At 67.3% G+C, this 17,503-nt stretch carries 13 protein-coding genes; 3 read left to right on the top strand and 10 right to left on the bottom strand.

The window, feature by feature from the left end:
• The first annotated feature begins 133 nt into the window (after positions 1-133).
• Entirely contained in the window at positions 134-1,462 is a 1,329-nt protein-coding gene (gene tgt / locus CIK71_RS09955; RefSeq protein ID WP_420807329.1) for a tRNA guanosine(34) transglycosylase Tgt, read from the top strand.
• 110 nt (positions 1,463-1,572) lie between these two features.
• Here tgt and CIK71_RS09950 read toward each other — a convergent pair whose 3' ends face one another.
• The gene (locus tag CIK71_RS09950) at positions 1,573-2,325 is read right to left on the bottom strand and encodes a hypothetical protein (protein ID WP_096165364.1); all 753 of its coding nucleotides are present in this window, start codon (positions 2,323-2,325) and stop codon (positions 1,573-1,575) included.
• A 94-nt stretch (positions 2,326-2,419) separates the two neighbouring features.
• On the bottom strand, positions 2,420-5,422 hold the full coding sequence (locus CIK71_RS09945) for a glycoside hydrolase family 2 TIM barrel-domain containing protein (RefSeq protein ID WP_096165362.1): 3,003 nt from the start codon (positions 5,420-5,422) through the stop codon (positions 2,420-2,422).
• Between the two features lie 237 nt (positions 5,423-5,659).
• Between CIK71_RS09945 and CIK71_RS09940 the strand changes: the two genes are divergently transcribed.
• Positions 5,660-5,917 carry a type II toxin-antitoxin system Phd/YefM family antitoxin gene (locus CIK71_RS09940; protein ID WP_096165361.1) on the top strand — a complete coding sequence of 86 codons (258 nt, stop codon included), beginning with the start codon at positions 5,660-5,662 and terminating at the stop codon, positions 5,915-5,917.
• A 583-nt stretch (positions 5,918-6,500) separates the two neighbouring features.
• On the opposite strand, the gene CIK71_RS09930 is transcribed toward CIK71_RS09940, so the two are convergent.
• The 6 genes from CIK71_RS09930 to CIK71_RS09905 all read right to left on the bottom strand — a co-directional run bounded on the left by CIK71_RS09930 (position 6,501) and on the right by CIK71_RS09905 (position 14,252).
• Positions 6,501-8,708, bottom strand: a complete 2,208-nt coding sequence (locus CIK71_RS09930; RefSeq protein ID WP_176485605.1) for an outer membrane protein assembly factor BamB family protein — start codon at positions 8,706-8,708, stop codon at positions 6,501-6,503.
• Positions 8,709-8,896: 188 nt separating this feature from the next.
• Positions 8,897-9,766, bottom strand: a complete 870-nt coding sequence (locus tag CIK71_RS09925; RefSeq protein ID WP_176485604.1) for an alkaline phosphatase family protein — start codon at positions 9,764-9,766, stop codon at positions 8,897-8,899.
• 2 nt (positions 9,767-9,768) lie between these two features.
• Positions 9,769-10,593, bottom strand: coding sequence for a carbohydrate ABC transporter permease (locus CIK71_RS09920; RefSeq protein ID WP_217990163.1), 825 nt, complete (start codon positions 10,591-10,593; stop codon positions 9,769-9,771).
• Entirely contained in the window at positions 10,590-11,447 is an 858-nt protein-coding gene (locus CIK71_RS09915; protein ID WP_217990162.1) for a carbohydrate ABC transporter permease, read from the bottom strand. Before CIK71_RS09915 ends, CIK71_RS09920 begins: the two co-directional genes overlap by 4 nt.
• 37 nt (positions 11,448-11,484) lie before the next feature.
• A complete protein-coding gene (locus CIK71_RS09910; RefSeq protein WP_096165353.1) occupies positions 11,485-12,807 on the bottom strand; it encodes an ABC transporter substrate-binding protein in 1,323 nt (440 codons plus the stop codon).
• 41 nt (positions 12,808-12,848) lie between these two features.
• Entirely contained in the window at positions 12,849-14,252 is a 1,404-nt protein-coding gene (locus CIK71_RS09905; RefSeq protein WP_096165427.1) for an FAD-dependent oxidoreductase, read from the bottom strand.
• A gap of 319 nt (positions 14,253-14,571) precedes the next feature.
• Between CIK71_RS09905 and CIK71_RS09900 the strand changes: the two genes are divergently transcribed.
• Positions 14,572-15,579 carry a sugar-binding transcriptional regulator gene (locus tag CIK71_RS09900; protein WP_176485603.1) on the top strand — a complete coding sequence of 336 codons (1,008 nt, stop codon included), beginning with the start codon at positions 14,572-14,574 and terminating at the stop codon, positions 15,577-15,579.
• A 46-nt stretch (positions 15,580-15,625) separates the two neighbouring features.
• On the opposite strand, the gene CIK71_RS09895 is transcribed toward CIK71_RS09900, so the two are convergent.
• Together CIK71_RS09895 and CIK71_RS09890 are read right to left on the bottom strand one after the other, a co-directional pair.
• A complete protein-coding gene (locus CIK71_RS09895; RefSeq protein ID WP_096165349.1) occupies positions 15,626-16,516 on the bottom strand; it encodes a carbohydrate ABC transporter permease in 891 nt (296 codons plus the stop codon).
• On the bottom strand, positions 16,513-17,415 hold the full coding sequence (locus tag CIK71_RS09890; RefSeq protein ID WP_096165348.1) for a carbohydrate ABC transporter permease: 903 nt from the start codon (positions 17,413-17,415) through the stop codon (positions 16,513-16,515). The genes CIK71_RS09895 and CIK71_RS09890 overlap by 4 nt, the downstream gene beginning before the upstream one ends.
• Positions 17,416-17,503: the final 88 nt, after the last annotated feature.

The raw sequence follows: 17,503 nt of genomic DNA, 5'->3' as shown, positions 1-17,503 counted from the left end.
CTGGATTCTAGTGGATCGACGTCTGCGCGACGTGGCGGGCCGCGCTGACGGGCACCGGACCCTGCGGGCGTGATGCGCGTCGCGGTGGCGATCCGGCACGTCCGGGCGGGGGACGTCGTGGGACCATGAGCCAGTGACCACCGACGCCCCCGAGCCGACGCCGCCGCTGCCCACCGCCGCGGGACCCTCCGTCCCTGCGCCCTCCGCCCATCCGGGCCGGGCCGAGACCGGGTTCGAGGTCACGGCACGCCACGGGGACAAGGCCCGCGCCGGCGTGATCACCACTCCGCACGGCGAGATCGCGACCCCCGCCTTCATCCCCGTCGGCACCAAGGCCACCGTCAAGGCCGTGCTGCCGGAGTCGATGAGCGATCTGGGCACCCAGGCGCTGCTCGCCAACGCCTACCACCTCTACCTCCAGCCCGGCCACGACCTGATCGACGAGGCCGGGGGCCTGGGCGCCTTCATGAACTGGCCCGGCCCCACCTACACCGACTCCGGCGGCTTCCAGGTGATGAGCCTCGGCGCGGGCTTCAAGAAGGTGCTCTCGAGCGAGTTCTCCGGCGGGGAGAAGGCCCGCACCTCCTCCGGGGAGGACGACGCCGTCGCCGAGGGCAAGGAGCGCCTCGCCCACGTCGACGACGACGGGGTCACCTTCCGCTCCTTCATCAACGGCGACGAGCACCGTTTCACGCCCGAGATCTCCATGCAGATCCAGCACGGCCTGGGGGCGGACATCATGTTCGCCTTCGACGAGCTCACCACGCTCATGAACTCCCGCCGCTACCAGGAGCAGGCCCTCGAGCGCACCCGGCTGTGGGCGATCCGCTGCCTCGCCGAGCACGCCCGGCTCACCGCGGACCGCACGCATCGCCCCTACCAGCAGCTGTGGGGCGTCATCCAGGGCGCCCAGTACGAGGACCTGCGCCGGCAGGCGTCCCGGGACCTCGGCGCGATGGACGTGGAAGGCTGGAGCTTCGACGGCTTCGGGATCGGCGGCGCGCTCGAGAAGGAGAACCTCGGCACCATCGTGGACTGGGTGACCGACGAGCTGCCCGAGGCCAAGCCCCGCCACCTGCTGGGCATCAGCGAGGTCGACGACCTCTTCGTGGCGATCGCCTCCGGTGCGGACACCTTCGACTGCGTCTCCCCGTCCCGGGTGGCCCGCAACAGCGCGGTCTACACCCGCACCGGGCGGGTGAACCTCACCGGTTCGCGGTACCGCCGGCAGTTCGCACCGATCGACGAGGCCTGCGACTGCTACACCTGCACGCACTACACCGCCGCCTACGTGCACCATCTGTTCCGGGCCAAGGAGATGCTCTCCTCGACGCTGTGCACGATCCACAACGAGCGCTTCGTGGTGCGCCTGGTGGACCGCATCCGCGCCGCGCTGCACAGCGGCGACTTCGACGCTCTGCGCGAGGAGACGACCGGCGCGTACTACGGCGCTCCTCGCTGAGCCCCTGACCCCTGACCCCGGACCCCTGCGGCTGACCGGTCGTGACAGAGCGACGGCCCGACCCCTGAGGGGACGGGCCGTCGCCGGCAAGAGGGGAGGTGGCGCGAGGGTCACGCGTTGCGCTTCACCCAGTTCCGCGCCATCAGGCCACCGACGATGAGGCCGGCGAACACGACGAGCAGACGGACGATCTCGACCACGACAGAGATGATCGATACGGTCTGGATGGTGGAGAAGTCACCGGCGTTGTAGAGGACGGCGGTGAAGATGCCGGAGAAGATCCAGTACACGATGACGGACACCACGAGGGTCGCCGCGACGATGATCGCGCCCGCGCGTCCGCGCCCCGTGGACTGCACAGCCACCATGATCGAGAGGACGAGCAGGCCCAGCGAGACCAGCCCGTTCACGAGCAGGAAGAGCAGACCGACGATGACGCCTCCGCCGGCGACGGCCATGCCGTTGTCCATGGAGCCGCTGCTCATGGCCGCATTCCCGACGAGGGACGTCACGATGCTGACGATCTCGCGGATCACGCGCACCACGATCACGGCGGCCACCAGGATCAGCATCCACTGGGTGAGCTTCGCGAGTCTCGAGCCGGAGCCTGAGCCGGCTCCGGAGCCGACGCCGTTCGGTGCGGAGTGCCCGGGGGCGCCGGGATAGGCGGCAGCGGCCGGGGCGCCCGGGTAGCCGCCCGGTGCGGGAGTGGGCGCCGGGGAGGCCGGCTGCCACTGCGGCTGCGCGGGGGACTGCGGCTGCGGGGCCGGCTGCCACTGCGGCTGAGCCGGCTGCTGCGGGTTCTGGTCCCCCTGGCCCCACTGCGGCTGCTGCCCGTTGTTCGGTCCGTACCCCTGAGTCATGCGTCTCCCTGTGCCGTATCCACGAAACGCCGCGCGACGCCCCGGACCAGACTATCGGCCCGGGGCGTCGCGACGATCACGGCGAGGTGTCGGGTCAGGCCTGCGAGGGCGCCAGGCGGAACGAGAAGGTCTCCTCGCGCGCCGAGAGCACGTACTGCGGCAGCGGCTCGGGCCCGCAGGCCGCGGAGCCGACGCCCTGCAGCGCCGCCGACAGGGTCACCCAGGTGCGGCCGTCCGGGCGCAGCGCCCCGTCGTGCGCCTTCTTATCGAGCTCGGCGCTGGACCACGGTCGCACCGCGAGCCCCAGACCCTCGGGGGAGCGCAGCTCGAGAGCGCCCCCGGAGCCACCGCTCAGCACCGCGGTGACCACGTGCGCCCGGTTGCCGTTCTCCTGCGGGAACACGTACGGCACCTGGAAGTCCGCGAGGGAGGAGGACCAGGCGGCGAAGGTCGTTCCGCCGCCGGTGTCCGGGTAGGACTCGTGCGGACCGTAGCCGGAGTACTCGACGTGATCGGGCGCCGACGGCAGGGCGAAGCTCCAGCCGATGCGCGGCAGCGGCAGGTCCTGCGGCCAGATCTCCGACGGGGACACGGTGACCTGCACGGAGAGACCGTCCTGGTCTGCGCTCCAGCGCTCGGTGACGTCGGCCCCGAGCGCCGAGCCGTCCAGGCCCAGCCGGCTGCGGACCACCAGGGCCGCGCCGTCGGCGGCGTCCTCGGCGCTGATCTCGACCAGGCGGCGCCGGGCGACGTCCAGTCCGATCCGCTTCCAGCGGGCTTCGAGCGGGTACCGGGTGCGGGAGCGTTCGTTGTCCACCGGAGCGCGGTACAGGTCCACGCCCGCCTGCTCGATCTTCAGCGCGCCGACGCCCACGAGGCGGCCCAGATCATCGAACCGGGCCGGCCCGAGGGTCCAGGAGCCGTCCTCGTCCTGCTGCGGGGCAAGGGCCGCACCGGCCGACGGGGCGGTCTGGGCGCGCAGGCGCTCGGAGTCCACGTGATCCGCGGCGACGATCAGGTGACCCGAAGGGACCGGGCCCTGCGCCTCGCGGGTGGTGAGCCGCACCGTGGTGGTCGCGCCCTCGTGCTCGGGCAGCGCCACCTCGGCGGTCTCGCCCGGGGCGATCTGCGGCAGCTCGAGCTCCTGCCAGCTCGCCTGGGAGTCGAGGGACACCTCGGCGCGCAGGTGCGAGAGGTCGGAGAAGGCATAGCGGTTGGTGAGCCGCACGCTGCCGGGGGAGACGACGAGGCCCACCGGGGAGTAGTGGTGCTTCGCATCCAGCAGGGCGGGGGACGCGGTGCGGTCCGGCAGGACGAGCCCGTCGGCCACGAAGTTGGAGTCGTGCAGGCGCTCGCCGAAGTCTCCGCCGTAGCCGTAGATGCGGTTGCCCTCGGCGTCGGTGGTCTCCAGGCCGTGGTCGATCCACTCCCAGATGAAGCCGCCGTGCAGCGCCGGGTACTTCTCGGTGAGCTCCATGTACTCCTTGAGGGAGCCGGCGCCGTTGCCCATCGCGTGGGCGTACTCGATCCACAGGAACGGCTTCGTCAGCGCCGGTGGGTTCGCGAAGCTGCCCTCGGGGACGTCCAGCGCGAAGCTGCGCAGCATCCGCGTGAGCTTGTCCTGGTACTCGGGCGTCAGCTCCCGCCGACCGATCTGCTCGGTCTCGTCCACGGTGGAGTACATCAGCGAGAAGACATCCACGTAGGAGGCGGAGTAGTCCTGCTCGTAGATCACGGGGCGCGTGGAGTCCGTCTCCCGCACCTGGGCGACCATCGCCTCGGTGACCGGGCCGCTCGCGGCCTCGTTGCCGATCGACCACAGGACGATCGAGGCGTGGTTGCGGTCGCGGCGCACGAAGCGGTCCGACCGCTCCACCAGCGACTCCTCGAACAGCGGGTTCTGCGCGGGGCCCTCGGCGGCGCCGGAGCCGTCCTCTCCCCAGGTGGAATCGGCGTGGAAGCCGTGGGTCTCGAAGTCGCCCTCGCAGATCACGTACAGCCCCGCCTCGTCGCACACCTCGAGGAACCGCTGATGGGGCGGGTAGTGGGAGGTGCGCACCGCGTTGAGGTTGTGCTGCTTCATGAGCGCGACGTCGAGGTCCTGGTTCTCGAGCTGCTGGGCACGGCCCACCACCGGATCCGCCTCGTGCCGGTTCACGCCGCGGAACACGATGCGCTCGCCGTTGACGCGGAAGATCTCGCCGTCGACCTCGACGCGGCGGAAGCCGATCTTCAGACCGACCGTCTCGGAGTCGGTGCGCACGGTGACGTCATACAGGTGCGGATCCTCCGCGGACCACGGGCGCACCTCGCCCACATCGAGCGCGTCCTCGCCGGTGGGGGAGGAGAGCTCCAGGCCGGGCACCTCGACCCGCGCCGCGAGCGGGGCTCCGGTGGCGTCGTAGGCGGTGGTGCGCAGCGTGCCGCGCCCGGTGGCCGGATCGAAGTCCGCGACCGTGACCAGGTCATGGATGCCGCCGACCGGCCGCAGCAGCAGGTCCACGCTGCGGAAGATGCCCGAGGCCCACCACATGTCCTGGTCCTCGACGTAGGTGTTCACCGACCACTGCACCACGCGCACGTCCAGCCGGTGCTCGCCGGGCGCGTCCGCAGCGGTGAGGGCGTCGGTGACGTCGAACTCCTGGGTCAGGCGGGAGCCGGCGGTCACGCCGATCTCCTGGCCGTCGATCCACACCTTGGCGGCGGAGTCCACGCCCTGGAAGCGCAGCAGCACGCGGGCGCCGCCGGAGAGCTGCTCGGCCCAATCCGCAGGGACCGTCACGGTGCGGGAGTAGTGCCCGGTGGGATTCTCGTCGGGCACGTGCGGGACATCGCGCGGGATCGGGTAGATGACGTTCGTGTACTGCGGAGCGCCGTAGCCCTGCAGCTGCCACAGGCCGGGCACCTCGATCTCGGCGCTCTCGCCCAGGTCGGAGCCGTCCGCGCGGGTCCCGTAGCGGAAGTCCCAGGTGCCGTCGAGGCTCAGCTCGGCGGCATCGGAGTGCAGGTGAGCGCGGCCGCGCAGGCGGTTGCGCCCGGCGGGCAGCTCCTCCCACCAGCGGTCGGTCGGGTCTGCGAGCGGCAGCGGTGTGCTCATCGGTGAGGCTCCTCCTGAAGTCTGGGCGGGACGTCCGGCGTGGCTTCGTGAACGTTCCCGTAGGCAAGGCTACTCGGGATGGCCATCAGCTGGCGTCACGACGGCGTGTGGCGCCGCGGCCGGCCCTGGGTGATCCTTGACCGTCGGATCCAGGGGCCTACCGGTACCGGTCGGCTCGCTTGCTAGGGTGTGCTACATCGTGTTATGAGGCATCCGACCGTCAGGAGTTCTGGGGCCATGTTCACCATCACGCACCGCGAACTGCGTGATCACAGCACGGAGATCCTGCGTCGGGTCGAGGCCGGGGAGACCATCTCGATCACCAACAACGGTCGGCCGTTCGCCCGCCTGGTCCCATACTCCAGCTCCCCGCTCGACGCTCTGCGAGAGGCGGGCAGGGTAAGTGCTGCCCGCCCCGTCGATCTGGAGGCGATCCCGCTGGCGCACGGCGTCAGCAGCCGCGAGATCCTCGACGATCTGCGGGGCGAGGAATGATCGTCTACCTCGACACCTCGGCCGCGATGCGGGCCATTACGCCGTTCGGCCCAGAGGCCTGAGCGGCCGGCGTCCTGGTGCGGAACTCCACGGTCCTCCCGGTCACCTTCCAGATCGTCGCCCAGAAGGCACAAGTCTCACGCTCCTGGCTCTACACGCAGGAGGACATCTGCGCCGAAATCCGACGGCTGCGCGACCTCCGACGAGGCAGATCCGGCGCACAGGTGCCTGCGTCCCAACGTTCGACCGATGCATCCTTGCTACGCCGCCTCGAGGTCGCCACCGCGCGCGTCCGCGACCTTACCGCCGAGAACCAGCGACTCCGGAAGCACCTGGAACACGCCCTCGGTCGGCTACGGGCATCGAACTCGGATCGATGACGGGCCGGCACCGAGCCGCCTGATGGACAGCCCAAGGTAACCATGTCCACCAGGAACACTCCCGATGCCCGGCAGCCTCGTGCTGGGCGTCACGGTCACCCCGCATCGCACCCCAGATGACGATCTTCTCCGGACGCTGAGCTTGCGTCATACTCGACCGGTTCGTTGCCCCTCGGATCGAGATGCAGATGCTCTCCCTGAGGTCACGGCAGCGGATAGCTGCGCAGCTCGCCGCCCATCGTGGCCGCGATGTAGTGACTCTGGTCTGGCGACAGCACTGGTGTGGAGAACACATAGTCGGGAGCCATCTGACCAACAGTCTCACTGGCCCCGTCATTCAGGTCGACCGTGGCCACCAGCCCGCCGACGCTGGTGATGATGACAGTGGTGTCTCGGATCAGGAAGTCGGCATTCTTGATGTATGGGACCGTCTCCACCTCGAGATCCGCGTCGCCAGTAGCGGGGTCGAGCAACAGCACGGTGCCGTTGTTGCTGACGGACAGCACCTGATCGCCCCACATCCGGGCTCCAGGGCAGACGCTGAAAGAACCCTCGCGCTCCCAGAGCAACTCACCGTTACTGCGTTTGACTGCCCGCATCGAATCAAAGCTATAGGCCAGGAGCGCGTCGTCGGGGAGCAGCAGACGACGCGCCTGCCAGGGCCCGTAGAGAATCCTGTGGTATTTGCTGGTCTCGCCGCCGGCCTGCTCGATGCTCCACCCTGGTTCGCCGGTGCGTACGTCGAAGGCCCAGGTATGGCCGTCGGCGAGGCCGAGGTAGATCTGCTCACCGTCGCACGTGGCGGGACCGCGACTGAATCCGGCCAGCTGCTGCTGCCACCGGAGGGAGCCGTCATCGGCGTTCAGGCAGTACAGCGAGTCGATAGCGACCGCCAGAATGATCTGGCCGTCGTCGGTCGAGGCCGTTGCCAGGTCCGACATCACCGGCGCGCCCAGATCGGTCTGCCACAGGCGCTCACCAGTGGTGGAGTCCAGCGCATAGACGTGGTGGTCCGAGGAGGGCAGAAAGATCTGGTGCCGGTCGGCGATGGCGACCGGGTCGTTGTGGACGGGGCCGATGTGGGTCCGCCAGACGGGTCGGACGCGGCGACCTTCGTTGCGCAGCGCCCAGATGTGGCCAGCAGTGGTGGCAGTGATCACCAGCTCCTCGTCTGCGATGAGCGCGGCGGTGGTCGTACCGCGAAGCGTGAACGTCCAGTCCGGGATGAACCCCTCCAGCTCGAAGTGGAGGGTGGTGCGCCACAAGTTCCCGCCTATGGGCCCGGCCCCACCGGGAGCGGAGACCCGGATCAACGCGCGATTCTCCCCTGCCGGAACATCGGTCAGGTCGAGAATGCCTGTCCACGTGTTCCCGTCGGAAGTCAGCGGCTGGTAGTCGTCGATGTTGCCGCTATCCAGTTCCGGCCCCATCACGGCAGCCTCGACCTTCTCAACCTGGGCATCGGGTCCCAGGTCTACCTCGATCTTCAGCCCCTCCGCCGTGACACGAGCCTCGGCCCGCCCGGGCCGGAGCCGATTACGGTCGGTCGGCGCCAGGTCGATTGCAGGAAGTGAATGGCGGCCGGGCTCGGCCTCGGGCTTGGTGGGGTCCGCGATGTCGACGCGTTCCACCTCGAACACGTCGCTCTCCTCGGTGGTGTGCCGAGTCAGCTGGTAGTAGCCAGGGTCGGCGCCATTGGAGACGCCGGTAAGCTCGGTCAGCCCGTTGACCACGTTGGAGCGTTCGCTGTGGATATGTCCGCACAGGTAGGCCCCGGCCCCGGCCTCGGTGAGAACGTCGAGCACCTTGTCGCCATTGCGGATCTGGTTCGGTGTCAGCGCCAGGATGTGGTGGGAGACCACCAGAATGGGCCGTCCGGCTGCCTTGGCCAGGTCACGGCGCAGCCAGGCTACCTTTTGGTCGTCGTAGTCGGCGATACTCTGCCCGGGGATGGAGTCGTCGTTGAGGACAATGTGGATGTCGTCGAGGTCGATCGAGTACTGCCTCGGTCCGATCTCGGACTCGTAGGCCTCGTACGCGTCGTTGGTCCAGGCGGCTTCGTGGTTGCCCGGGACATGGTGGATCCGGTCGCGGAACGACGCCGGGAACATCTCCATCCAGGTACGCAGTGCCAGGGTAGTGCCGTGATCGGTGAGGTCTCCGCCGTGGAGGACCAGATCCGGATCGAGCTCGACCAGAGCATCGGCGCATGCTTGGGCACGCGCGGTCTTCACCTCCTCTTCGGGGTTGAGGTGCACATCGGTGACGAAGGCGATGACCTGCCCTCCACCTGGAGTTGTTTCGGCCGCCTGCGCTGGCAGAGCCGACGGGCCTGGGAGAGCGGCCGCCAGGGGCAGCGGTGTCAGTGCGAGGAGTCGTCGGCGATTGAAAGTGACGGCATTGTCGGCCATTGGAGTGTCCTTGCGATCAGTGTTGGACGGGCTCGGAGCGACAACAACATCGGGCTGGAGCGCTCCACGAGCGATTGTTCGAACAACGGGCCCCGTGCGGGTCCCTCGGCGGCATCGGTGTCGTCCCCGGGGGGTCTTGGTCGCCCGGCGAGTGAGGCGCCACCGGCAGCTCCGCTGGTGCGGGCCGATCAGCTGCACAGTGTGGTGCCGGGATAGCCCCATGCTGGATCGACCGGGACCGCTAGATGGTCCATGAGGGTCGGGGCGAGGTCCACCGGCTCTGCCTCCTCACGCCATTTCGCATCGGTCGTGCCGCTCAGAAGTCCGGCGATGATGAACGATTGGCGTTCCTGCCAGGACCCGCCGCCGTGTCCACCCTCGTCGAGATGCCCGTGATCGGTGCTGAGCATGACCAGCCACTCCTCCCGGTCGTATGTCGGCCGCCTGCGCACGGCCTCGAGAAGCCGCCCCAGATAGTCATCCAGCACGCCGATCACCTCGCGGTACTCATCGCCCACGCCATGCTCATGACCCACCTTGTCGGCCTGTCCGAAGTAGACGAAGGACAGGTCATGCTCCCCGGTGCGAAGCTCCCGGACGGCCTCGTCGAGCACCAGGGGATCGGTGTCCGAGAATCCCTCGCGGTAGTCGCGGCGATCGAAGAACGAGAGCTTGTTGACCCCGGGACCCAGGATCGGGCCGGGCCCGTAGTGGGTGCCGAAGATGAGCGCCGATGCTGCTGCGTAGGTGCGGATCTCGCGGTCTGCGCTGTACGCGCGGGTGAGCACGGACGGATAGCGGTGCAGCAGGTGGAACTCGTCCTCGTTCCCGGAGACCTTGTGCGTCGAAGGCCAGACCCCGGTGAGAAGAGTCGACCAGCCAACCGCGGTGACCGTCGGTGCGACGTCGACGTCTGGCAAGGTCGTCGTCCACCAGCGGCCGTGGGAGGCCAGATCCTGGACCGCAGGCGGGGCGAGCGCTCGCAGGACGTCGTCGCGGACTCCGTCGAAGCCGACGAAGAGTGCTTTGCGCCGCTTGCCATCGTGGGTGTATCTCATGGTCATCCTTTCAATGCTCCTGACATCAGGCCTCGTTGCAGACTTCGAACTCCGACCAGCAGCACCACCACGGTCGGCACGATCGCCATCACCACGGCTGCCATCACCACCGGCCAAGCGGTCATCTCCTCGCCCTGCATCATCTTCAGCCCGATCTGTACGGTGCGCACGCTGTCATCGCTGGTCACCAGCAGCGGCCACAGATACTTGTTCCAGGTGGTCAGGAATCCGTACACGGCTAGCGTGGCGAGCATCGGCCGCGACAGGGGCAGCACCATGGTCACGAAGAAGCGCCGGCGAGGGCAGCCGTCGATCCGTGCCGCGTCGTAAAGATCGTTCGGGAGGGTGAGGAAGGACTGTCGCAGCAGGAAGATGCCGAAGGCGGTGGCGAACGACGGGACGGACAGACCTGCGAAGGTATTGAGCCAATCGAGGTCCCGCACGGTCTGGAAGTTCACGATGATCGTCGCTTCCCAGGGGATCATCATCGTGCTGATGATCACCGCGAAGAAGAAGCTGCGCCCGCGGAACTTTACGAAGGTGAATGCGAAAGCCGCCGTCGAACTGGTGACGAGCAGCGCCATCGTTACCAGCAGCGACATGACCATGGAGTTCAGAAGGTACTTCAGTAGCGGGAAGCTCTCCGTCGCGCGGGCATAGTTCTCGGGCGTGAACTCGGTGGGGAAGAAGGCACCTGCATTGAAGTCCTCCTGCGACATCAGGCTCACCGAGAGGGCGTAGAGCACCGGGAAAGCTGTCATCAGTGCGAGCGCGACGAGCACTGTGTAGGTGATGACCTTGGACCACCGGCCGGTCACGGGCGTCACTGGTAATGCACCTTCTTCTCGGAGAACTTGAACTGGAGAGCCGTCAGCACGAGGACGATCACGAAGAGGACGACGGCCTGGGCACTGGCGAACCCGACCTGGTTCCGGGGGAAGGCGTTCTGGTAGATCTCGTACACGATCAGGTTCGTCGCCCCGGCGGGCCCGCCCTGGGTGAGGATGTCGATCTGCCCGAAGGACTGGAACGAATCGATCACCAGCACGATCCCGACGAACAGCAGCACTGGTGAGAGCAGGGGGATCGTGACGTTCACCAGTCGGCGCCAGCTCCCCGCTCCGTCGATCATGGCGGATTCGTAGAGCTCGTCGGGAATGGACTGCAGACCGCCTAGCAGCACGAGGAAGTTGAACCCCAGGCTCATCCAGATGGTTGTGAGGGCCACGGAGATCAGCGCAACGGCGGGGTCCGTCAGCCAGCCGACACCGGGCAGGCCCACCAGATCGAGAATCTTGTTGAACGCTCCGGAGCTGGGGTGGAACAGGGCGCGGAACATCACCGCGGCCGCCGCCGCGGAAACGGCCATGGTGGAGGCATAGGTCGTGCGGAACACCGTGATGCCGCGCAGCCGTCGGTTGGTCATCACGGCCAGCAGCAACGCGATGACGATGGTGCACGGCACCGTCATGAGGGTGAACAGGAGTGTGACGCGCATCGAGGGCAGGAAGGTCGACGAGGTGAAGACGTTCCAGTAGTTCTCCAGGCCCGCCAGGTTCACTGCATCGCCACGCACGTTCGTGACGAAGGCGCTGAGGTACCCGGTCTTGACCAACGGGTAGAAGAGGAACACCCCCAGGATCAGCAACGCGGGGGAGAGATACCCGATGCCGCTGGCCACCTCCACCCAGGAGCGCCGGCGACGCTTTCTCCCCCGCTCAGTCGTTGGCATCGTTGTAGGACTCAAGAGCGCCCGTGACCTCCTTGGCGGCGGCATCCAGCTCATCCTTCGGATCCGCTCCGTCGTAAATCTGCTCCCAGGCGTCCGCGACGTACTCCGACGGCGTGACACCGGCGATGATCCCCAGCGACGCCGGGGTAGTCTCGGTATCCCCGACCTGTTCATTGGCGACCCGGATCGATTCGATCTCCTCCATCGCGGTCGTCAAAGCGGGTTCGTCGTAGGACGCGGTGGTGATCGGGTAATACCCGGTGCCGGCTGCCCACCGCGCCTGTACGTCAGGGGACAGCAGATGATCGACGAACTCGAATGCCGCTGTCTGCGTCTCCTCCGGGGAGTCGGCGAAGATCCAGAGATCGGCGCCCCCAATCGTCGGCCCCTGCGGGTCGACACCGTCGGGGACCGGGACGTATCCGGCACCGACCTCGAAGTCGGTCTCCCCGTCATGAATGATGGAGGCAGCGCTGGTGTCGAGGATCATCGCCACATCTCCGGTGTACCACGGAGGGCGGAGGTCGTCGTAGGAGCGGCCGAAGTTCGCTAGCAACCGGTCCTCGTGGAGATCCCGGATCCACGTCATCGTTTCGACGCCAGCATGGGAGTTGAAGATAGCCGTGGTGGGCTTCCCGGATCTGCCGTTGTCGTGGTCGTACAGGAGCTCGCCCTGGTTGGCCATCAGGTCGGTGAACGGGCCACCGTCCGTGAGCATCGCGATGCCATGGTCGACGAGTCCGGAGTCGACCAGCGCCTGCGAGGCATCCCGGATCTCGGAGTACGTTTGGGGTGGATCGTCAGGATCCAACCCCCCTTTCTCGAACAGCTCGCGGTTGAAGAACAGCACAGTGGCTGAAGTTGCCTGTGGCATCGAATGGAGCATCTCGTCGACTTGCCGGGACTGCAGGATGCTCGGCTGGATCGTCGAGGTATCGAAACCGGCGGCGTCGACCAGCTCCTGCATCGGTCTCGCGATGCCGCTGTCGATGATCTCCCGCTTCGCCCCAGACCCCAGCTGCATCAGATCGGGGGCGTCTTTCGTGCCGGCGAGTTGCATCAGCTTCGTCTGCGCCTCGTCGTACATGCCCTGGAACGAAGCGTCGATACGGACATCGTCCTGGGAGTCATTGAATTCCTGCACAAACCCCTCGAGCTGTTCGGCGTTGTTCCCCCGCATCGAGTGCCAGAAGGTCACGATGATTTCGTCGTTCGGCCCGCGTTCGGCGCTGCTCGATCCATTGCAGGAGGACAGGGTGAGGCCGGCGGCCGTTGCCGCTGCGGCGAAAGAAAATGTACGGCGTCTCATGGTTGAGTCTCCTTTGACTGACTGTGCGGCTGCGGATGGGCTCAGGAGTTCGACGTGATCATGAGGTCGGGTATGTCCATGCGAGCGCCGAGGTAAGCACCAGAGTTGAGCAGTCGTGTCTGAAGGTCGGCGACGTCGACCTCGCGCGGCTCGAGGTGGGTGAAGACGGCGCGGGCTGCGGCGACCCCGGCAGCTTCGCCGATAGCGAAGGCGGGCGGCATGACACGGATTGCGGCGAGTGCTTCATGGCTGCCGGAGATGCACCGGCCTGCCATGATCAGGCCATCCAGCTGTGCCGGAACAAGTGCGCGGTATGGGATCTCGTACACATTCGCCGTCGGCGGGACACCATCGTCGAAAGGACCGTTGATCGAAGTAGGACTGTGGATGTCGACCGGATACCCCGCCACAGCGATGACATCGTCGAAAGCGCGGCCCGCGACGAGGTCGTCGAGCGTGATCGAGTAGATGCCGACGATGCGGCGGGTCTCTCTCACCCCGATGGTGCTGGCGGTGTCGAGCAGGCGACAGGAGCCCATACCGGGCAACTCGTGATGGAAGAACTCCAGCAGCTGTACTACTTGCTGGCGGGCGGCCACCTCTGCCGTGGTGAGGTCATGGACGTTCGTGCCGTTGACCCCGGTGACCCTGGTGGTGTTGACCCGCCATACCCCGGATTCCAGGGTCTTGAACAGCTGCACCCCGCGACGGGGCAAAGAATACGTCCCCGCCTCGTGTGCTCGCTCCACGATGGACTGGAAGGGGAAACGCTCATCCGGGTGCTCTGCCTGGTAGGCGCTGACCGCCTCGTCATCAACGTCGCGCACCCGGAAGAACAAGGTCATCGGCTGTACGCCGCCGTCGGAGTCGCGGCCATAGTCGAAGGCGGCGCCGCCTCGGGCGGCGACGTCGCCGTCCCCGCTGGCATCAATGGTTACGGTGGCCGGGACGAACGACATGCCTCCCTTGTGCGCGATAACTATTCCGGTGACCGTTCCATCCTCCACCACGGTATCCACGACCATGGAGTGAAGCAGGAGCTCGACGCCGGCCTCGAGAGCCATCTCCATCGATACCCGCTTGGCAACCTCTGGATCGAACGGGGTGACGGCCTCATGACCGAAAGTCATGAATCCGGAATACGGGCTGCCCGACACTGTCTGTGAAGGATGGACGGCCCCGCCCAACGACTCCATCCTCCGCACGAACTCATCGAAGATCCCCCGGATGAGTTGAGTCTTTCCGTCCAGTGAGAACGAGGTCATGCAGGGTCCGACGAGCCCGCCGGTCAGGTTCCCTCCGAGGAATCCGTACCGCTCGACCAGTCGGACCGATGCGCCGCCGCGTGCTGCTGCGATCGCCGCGGCCAGGCCTGCTGGGCCGCTGCCGACGACCACGACATCGGTGGCCTTCTCGATGGTGAGGCTCCTGGTGTATTCCCGCATCGTCACGCGCCCTTCTCGACGGGAGGTTTTGTGTGCTCAGTCAGAGCGTGCAGAGTGACTCCGGGGCGCACAAGGGCGATGAACGGATGTTCGTCGATGGTGATGAGGGTGCGCGGCGTCACGTGCGTGTTTGCGGTGGCGTGAACGGATGCGCACTCCACGATGTCGTCGCTTGGCGACCCTGCCAGGGAATTCTCGGGCGGTGGACCGGCCTCTCCGATCAACCGGCCGGTGGCCGTATCGTGAGCAACGGATGAACGGTGGTGCACCGAAGAGCGGAGCAGCGGCGAACTCGGGCCGGCTCTGGCAGGATCCGGGCATGCACAGCTCTGAGGAACGATCGCCCGTCGAGGGTCCGGAGATCACGTCCGATCAGGACGGACGCGCGGTGCGTGCGGCGGTCGCGTACTACGTGGAGAAGAAGACGATGGATGCGGTGGCGCGGGAGCTGGAGACCTCTCGCGCCACGGTCTCCCGCCTGCTGGCGCGTGCCCGTGAGGAGGGCATCGTGGAGATCAAGGTGTTCCAACCCGGTGCGCTGGCGTCACGACTCGCGGAGCGCCTGGCGAGCAGGTACGGGGTGCGTCCGCTCGTCGTCCCCGTCGCCGAGGAGGCCCCGGCCGAGGAGAAGCACGCGCGGACGGCGGAGGTCGCAGCCCGTCTGCTGCGCGACGTCGTGACCTCTGATGTGGTGCTCGCCGTGGCGTGGGGGACCATGGCCAATGCCGTCAGCATCAGGCTGCGGCCCAAGGCGGTCACGAACTGCCGTGTCGTCCAGGTCAACGGGATGGGGAATGGTACGGCCGTCGGTGTGCACTATGCCCACGCGATGATGGATCGGTATGGGCACGCCTTCGGGGCGAACGTGCTGCAGCGTCCGCTGCCGCTGTTCTTCGATACCCCGGGTCTCGCGGGAGCTCTGGGGCGTGATCGTCTGATCCTGCAGACGACGCAGCTCACCCAGAACGCCGATGTCTTCCTGTTCAACGTGGGCACGGTGTCCGCCGGACTGCCCAGCGCGCCTCACCTGTACGGGAGCTTCCTGGATGACTCGGACTTCCGGCTGCTCGAGGAGGACGGGGCCGTCGGCGACATCGCGACGTCCTTCTTCGATGCCGCCGGGGACAGTGCGCCCGTGCGCCTGAACGCGCGCACCAGCGGGCCGGACCTCGATGCCCTGCGGTCCATACCGCGACGGATCTGCGCGGTCTCGGGGATCCACAAGATCGGCGCTCTCCATGCGGCACTCGTCGGCGGGCACATCTCGGACCTGGTGATCGATGAGCGGACCGCGGATGCCCTGATCGACGCATATCCCACCGCGTGACCGTCAGCGCGTCCGCGTGAGGGTCGGCGCCCCTTCCCGCCCTCGCTCAGCCCTTCACGGAGCCCTGCATCAGCCCGGCCAGGAAGTACTTGCTGAGCAGGATGTACACCACCAGCGTGGGCAGTGAGGCGAGCAGGGCGCCCGCCATCGAGATCCCGTAGTTGGTCAGCAGAGCGCCGTTGGCCAGGTTGTTCAGCGCCAACGTCACCGGGCCGTTGGCTGGGGAGGAGAAGAAGACGGCGAACAGGAAGTCGTTCCACGCGTTGGTGAACTGCCAGATCAGCACCACCACGAAGCCCGGCACCGCGAGCGGCAGCCCGATGTGCCAGAAGGTGCGGAACATGCCCGCGCCGTCGACCTTCGCGGACTCGATGAGCTCGTGCGGGACGGACTCGAAGTAGTTGCGGAAGATCAGCGTGGTGATCGGGATGCCGAACACCACGTGCAGCAGGATCAGCGAGGGCACGCCGTTGGGGACGCCCGCCCACAGCAGCATCTGCATCAGGGGGATCATCACCGCCTGGTACGGCAGGAACATGCCGAACAGGATCAGTGTGAAGACGATGTCCGCTCCGGGGAATCGCCAGCGCGAGAGCACGAAACCGTTCATGCAGCCCAGCACGGCGGAGATGATCGTCGAGGGGATCACCATCTGCAGGCTGCGCAGGATCGACGGCGCGAGGGTGTCCCAGGCCTGCGTCCAGTTCTCGGTGGTCCAGGTGGTCGGCAGCGCCCAGGCCCGGGACGGGGTGGCGTCCCCGATGCCCTTGAAGCTCGTGATGACCAGGATGTAGACGGGGATCAGCACCACGACCACCCCGGCCAGGACCACGAGATAGCGCAGCAGCCGTGCCCAGCGGAATCCGGTGCCGGGGCGCTGGGAGGAGGGTGTCGGCGCGGGGGCGGCGACGGACGTGGTGGAGGCGGAGGTGCTCATCGGGTGCGGCTCCGATGCTGCTGGACGAGATACGGGATGATCAGGAACGCGATGATGATCAGCAGGAAGGCGCCGACCGCCGCGGAATTGGCGTAGTCGAAGCTCGACTTGAACACGAACATGTCCACCGCGGGGACCTTGGTCTGGTATGCCGACGGGGAGGAGATCGACATGATCAGGTCGAAGGACTTCAGCGACATGTGGGCGATGATCACCACCGCGCTCATCAGCACCGGGGTCAGCTGCGGGAAGATCACCAGGCGGTAGACCTGCCATTCGGAGGCGCCGTCCATGCGTGCGGCCTCGCGCAGCTCCTCGGGGACCCCGCGGAAGCCGGCCAGGAACAGGGCCATCACGTAGCCGGAGAGCTGCCAGATCGCGGGCAGCGCGATCGCCGTGATCCCGAAGGTGACGTTGTTCCACCAGGGGTTCTGCAGGGAGTCCAGGCCGATCATCTGGAACAGCCGGTTCAGGCCGCTCGCGCTCTCGCCCTGGTTGGAGTTCAGCAGCCAGCGCCACACCACGCCGGAGGCGACGAAGCTGATGGCCATCGGGAACAGGTAGACGGTCTGGAAGGCGCGGCCGCCCACGATGGGGCGCTCCAGCAGCCAGGCCCAGACGAAGCCGACCACCAGGGCGCCCACCAGGAAGGTGACGGTGAACAGCACCAGGTTCACCAGCGAGTGGCGGAAGTCCTCGGTGGCGAGCAGGTCGAGGTAGTTGGACAGTCCCACGAAGACGACGGGCTTGCGGCCGGAGGCCTGCCCCGCCGTGTGGTTGTCGGTCATCGACGTCCAGAAGTTCGCGCCCAGCAGGCCGTACACGAAGACACCGATGAGGAGGATCGACGGCAGGATCATCAAGAGCGGGGCGCCGTAGCGCCCGAGGAGGCCCTTCACATCCGCTCCTTGCTCCCGGCGCAGCCGGGACTCAGGACGCGAGCGCGCCGTGGCCGGTGCCGGGGCGCGCTCGCGTCGGGATGGTCAG

The organism is Brachybacterium alimentarium (assembly GCF_002332425.1).
Lineage (GTDB): Bacteria > Actinomycetota > Actinomycetes > Actinomycetales > Dermabacteraceae > Brachybacterium > Brachybacterium alimentarium.
This window is presented reverse-complemented; position numbering and strand designations above follow the sequence as displayed.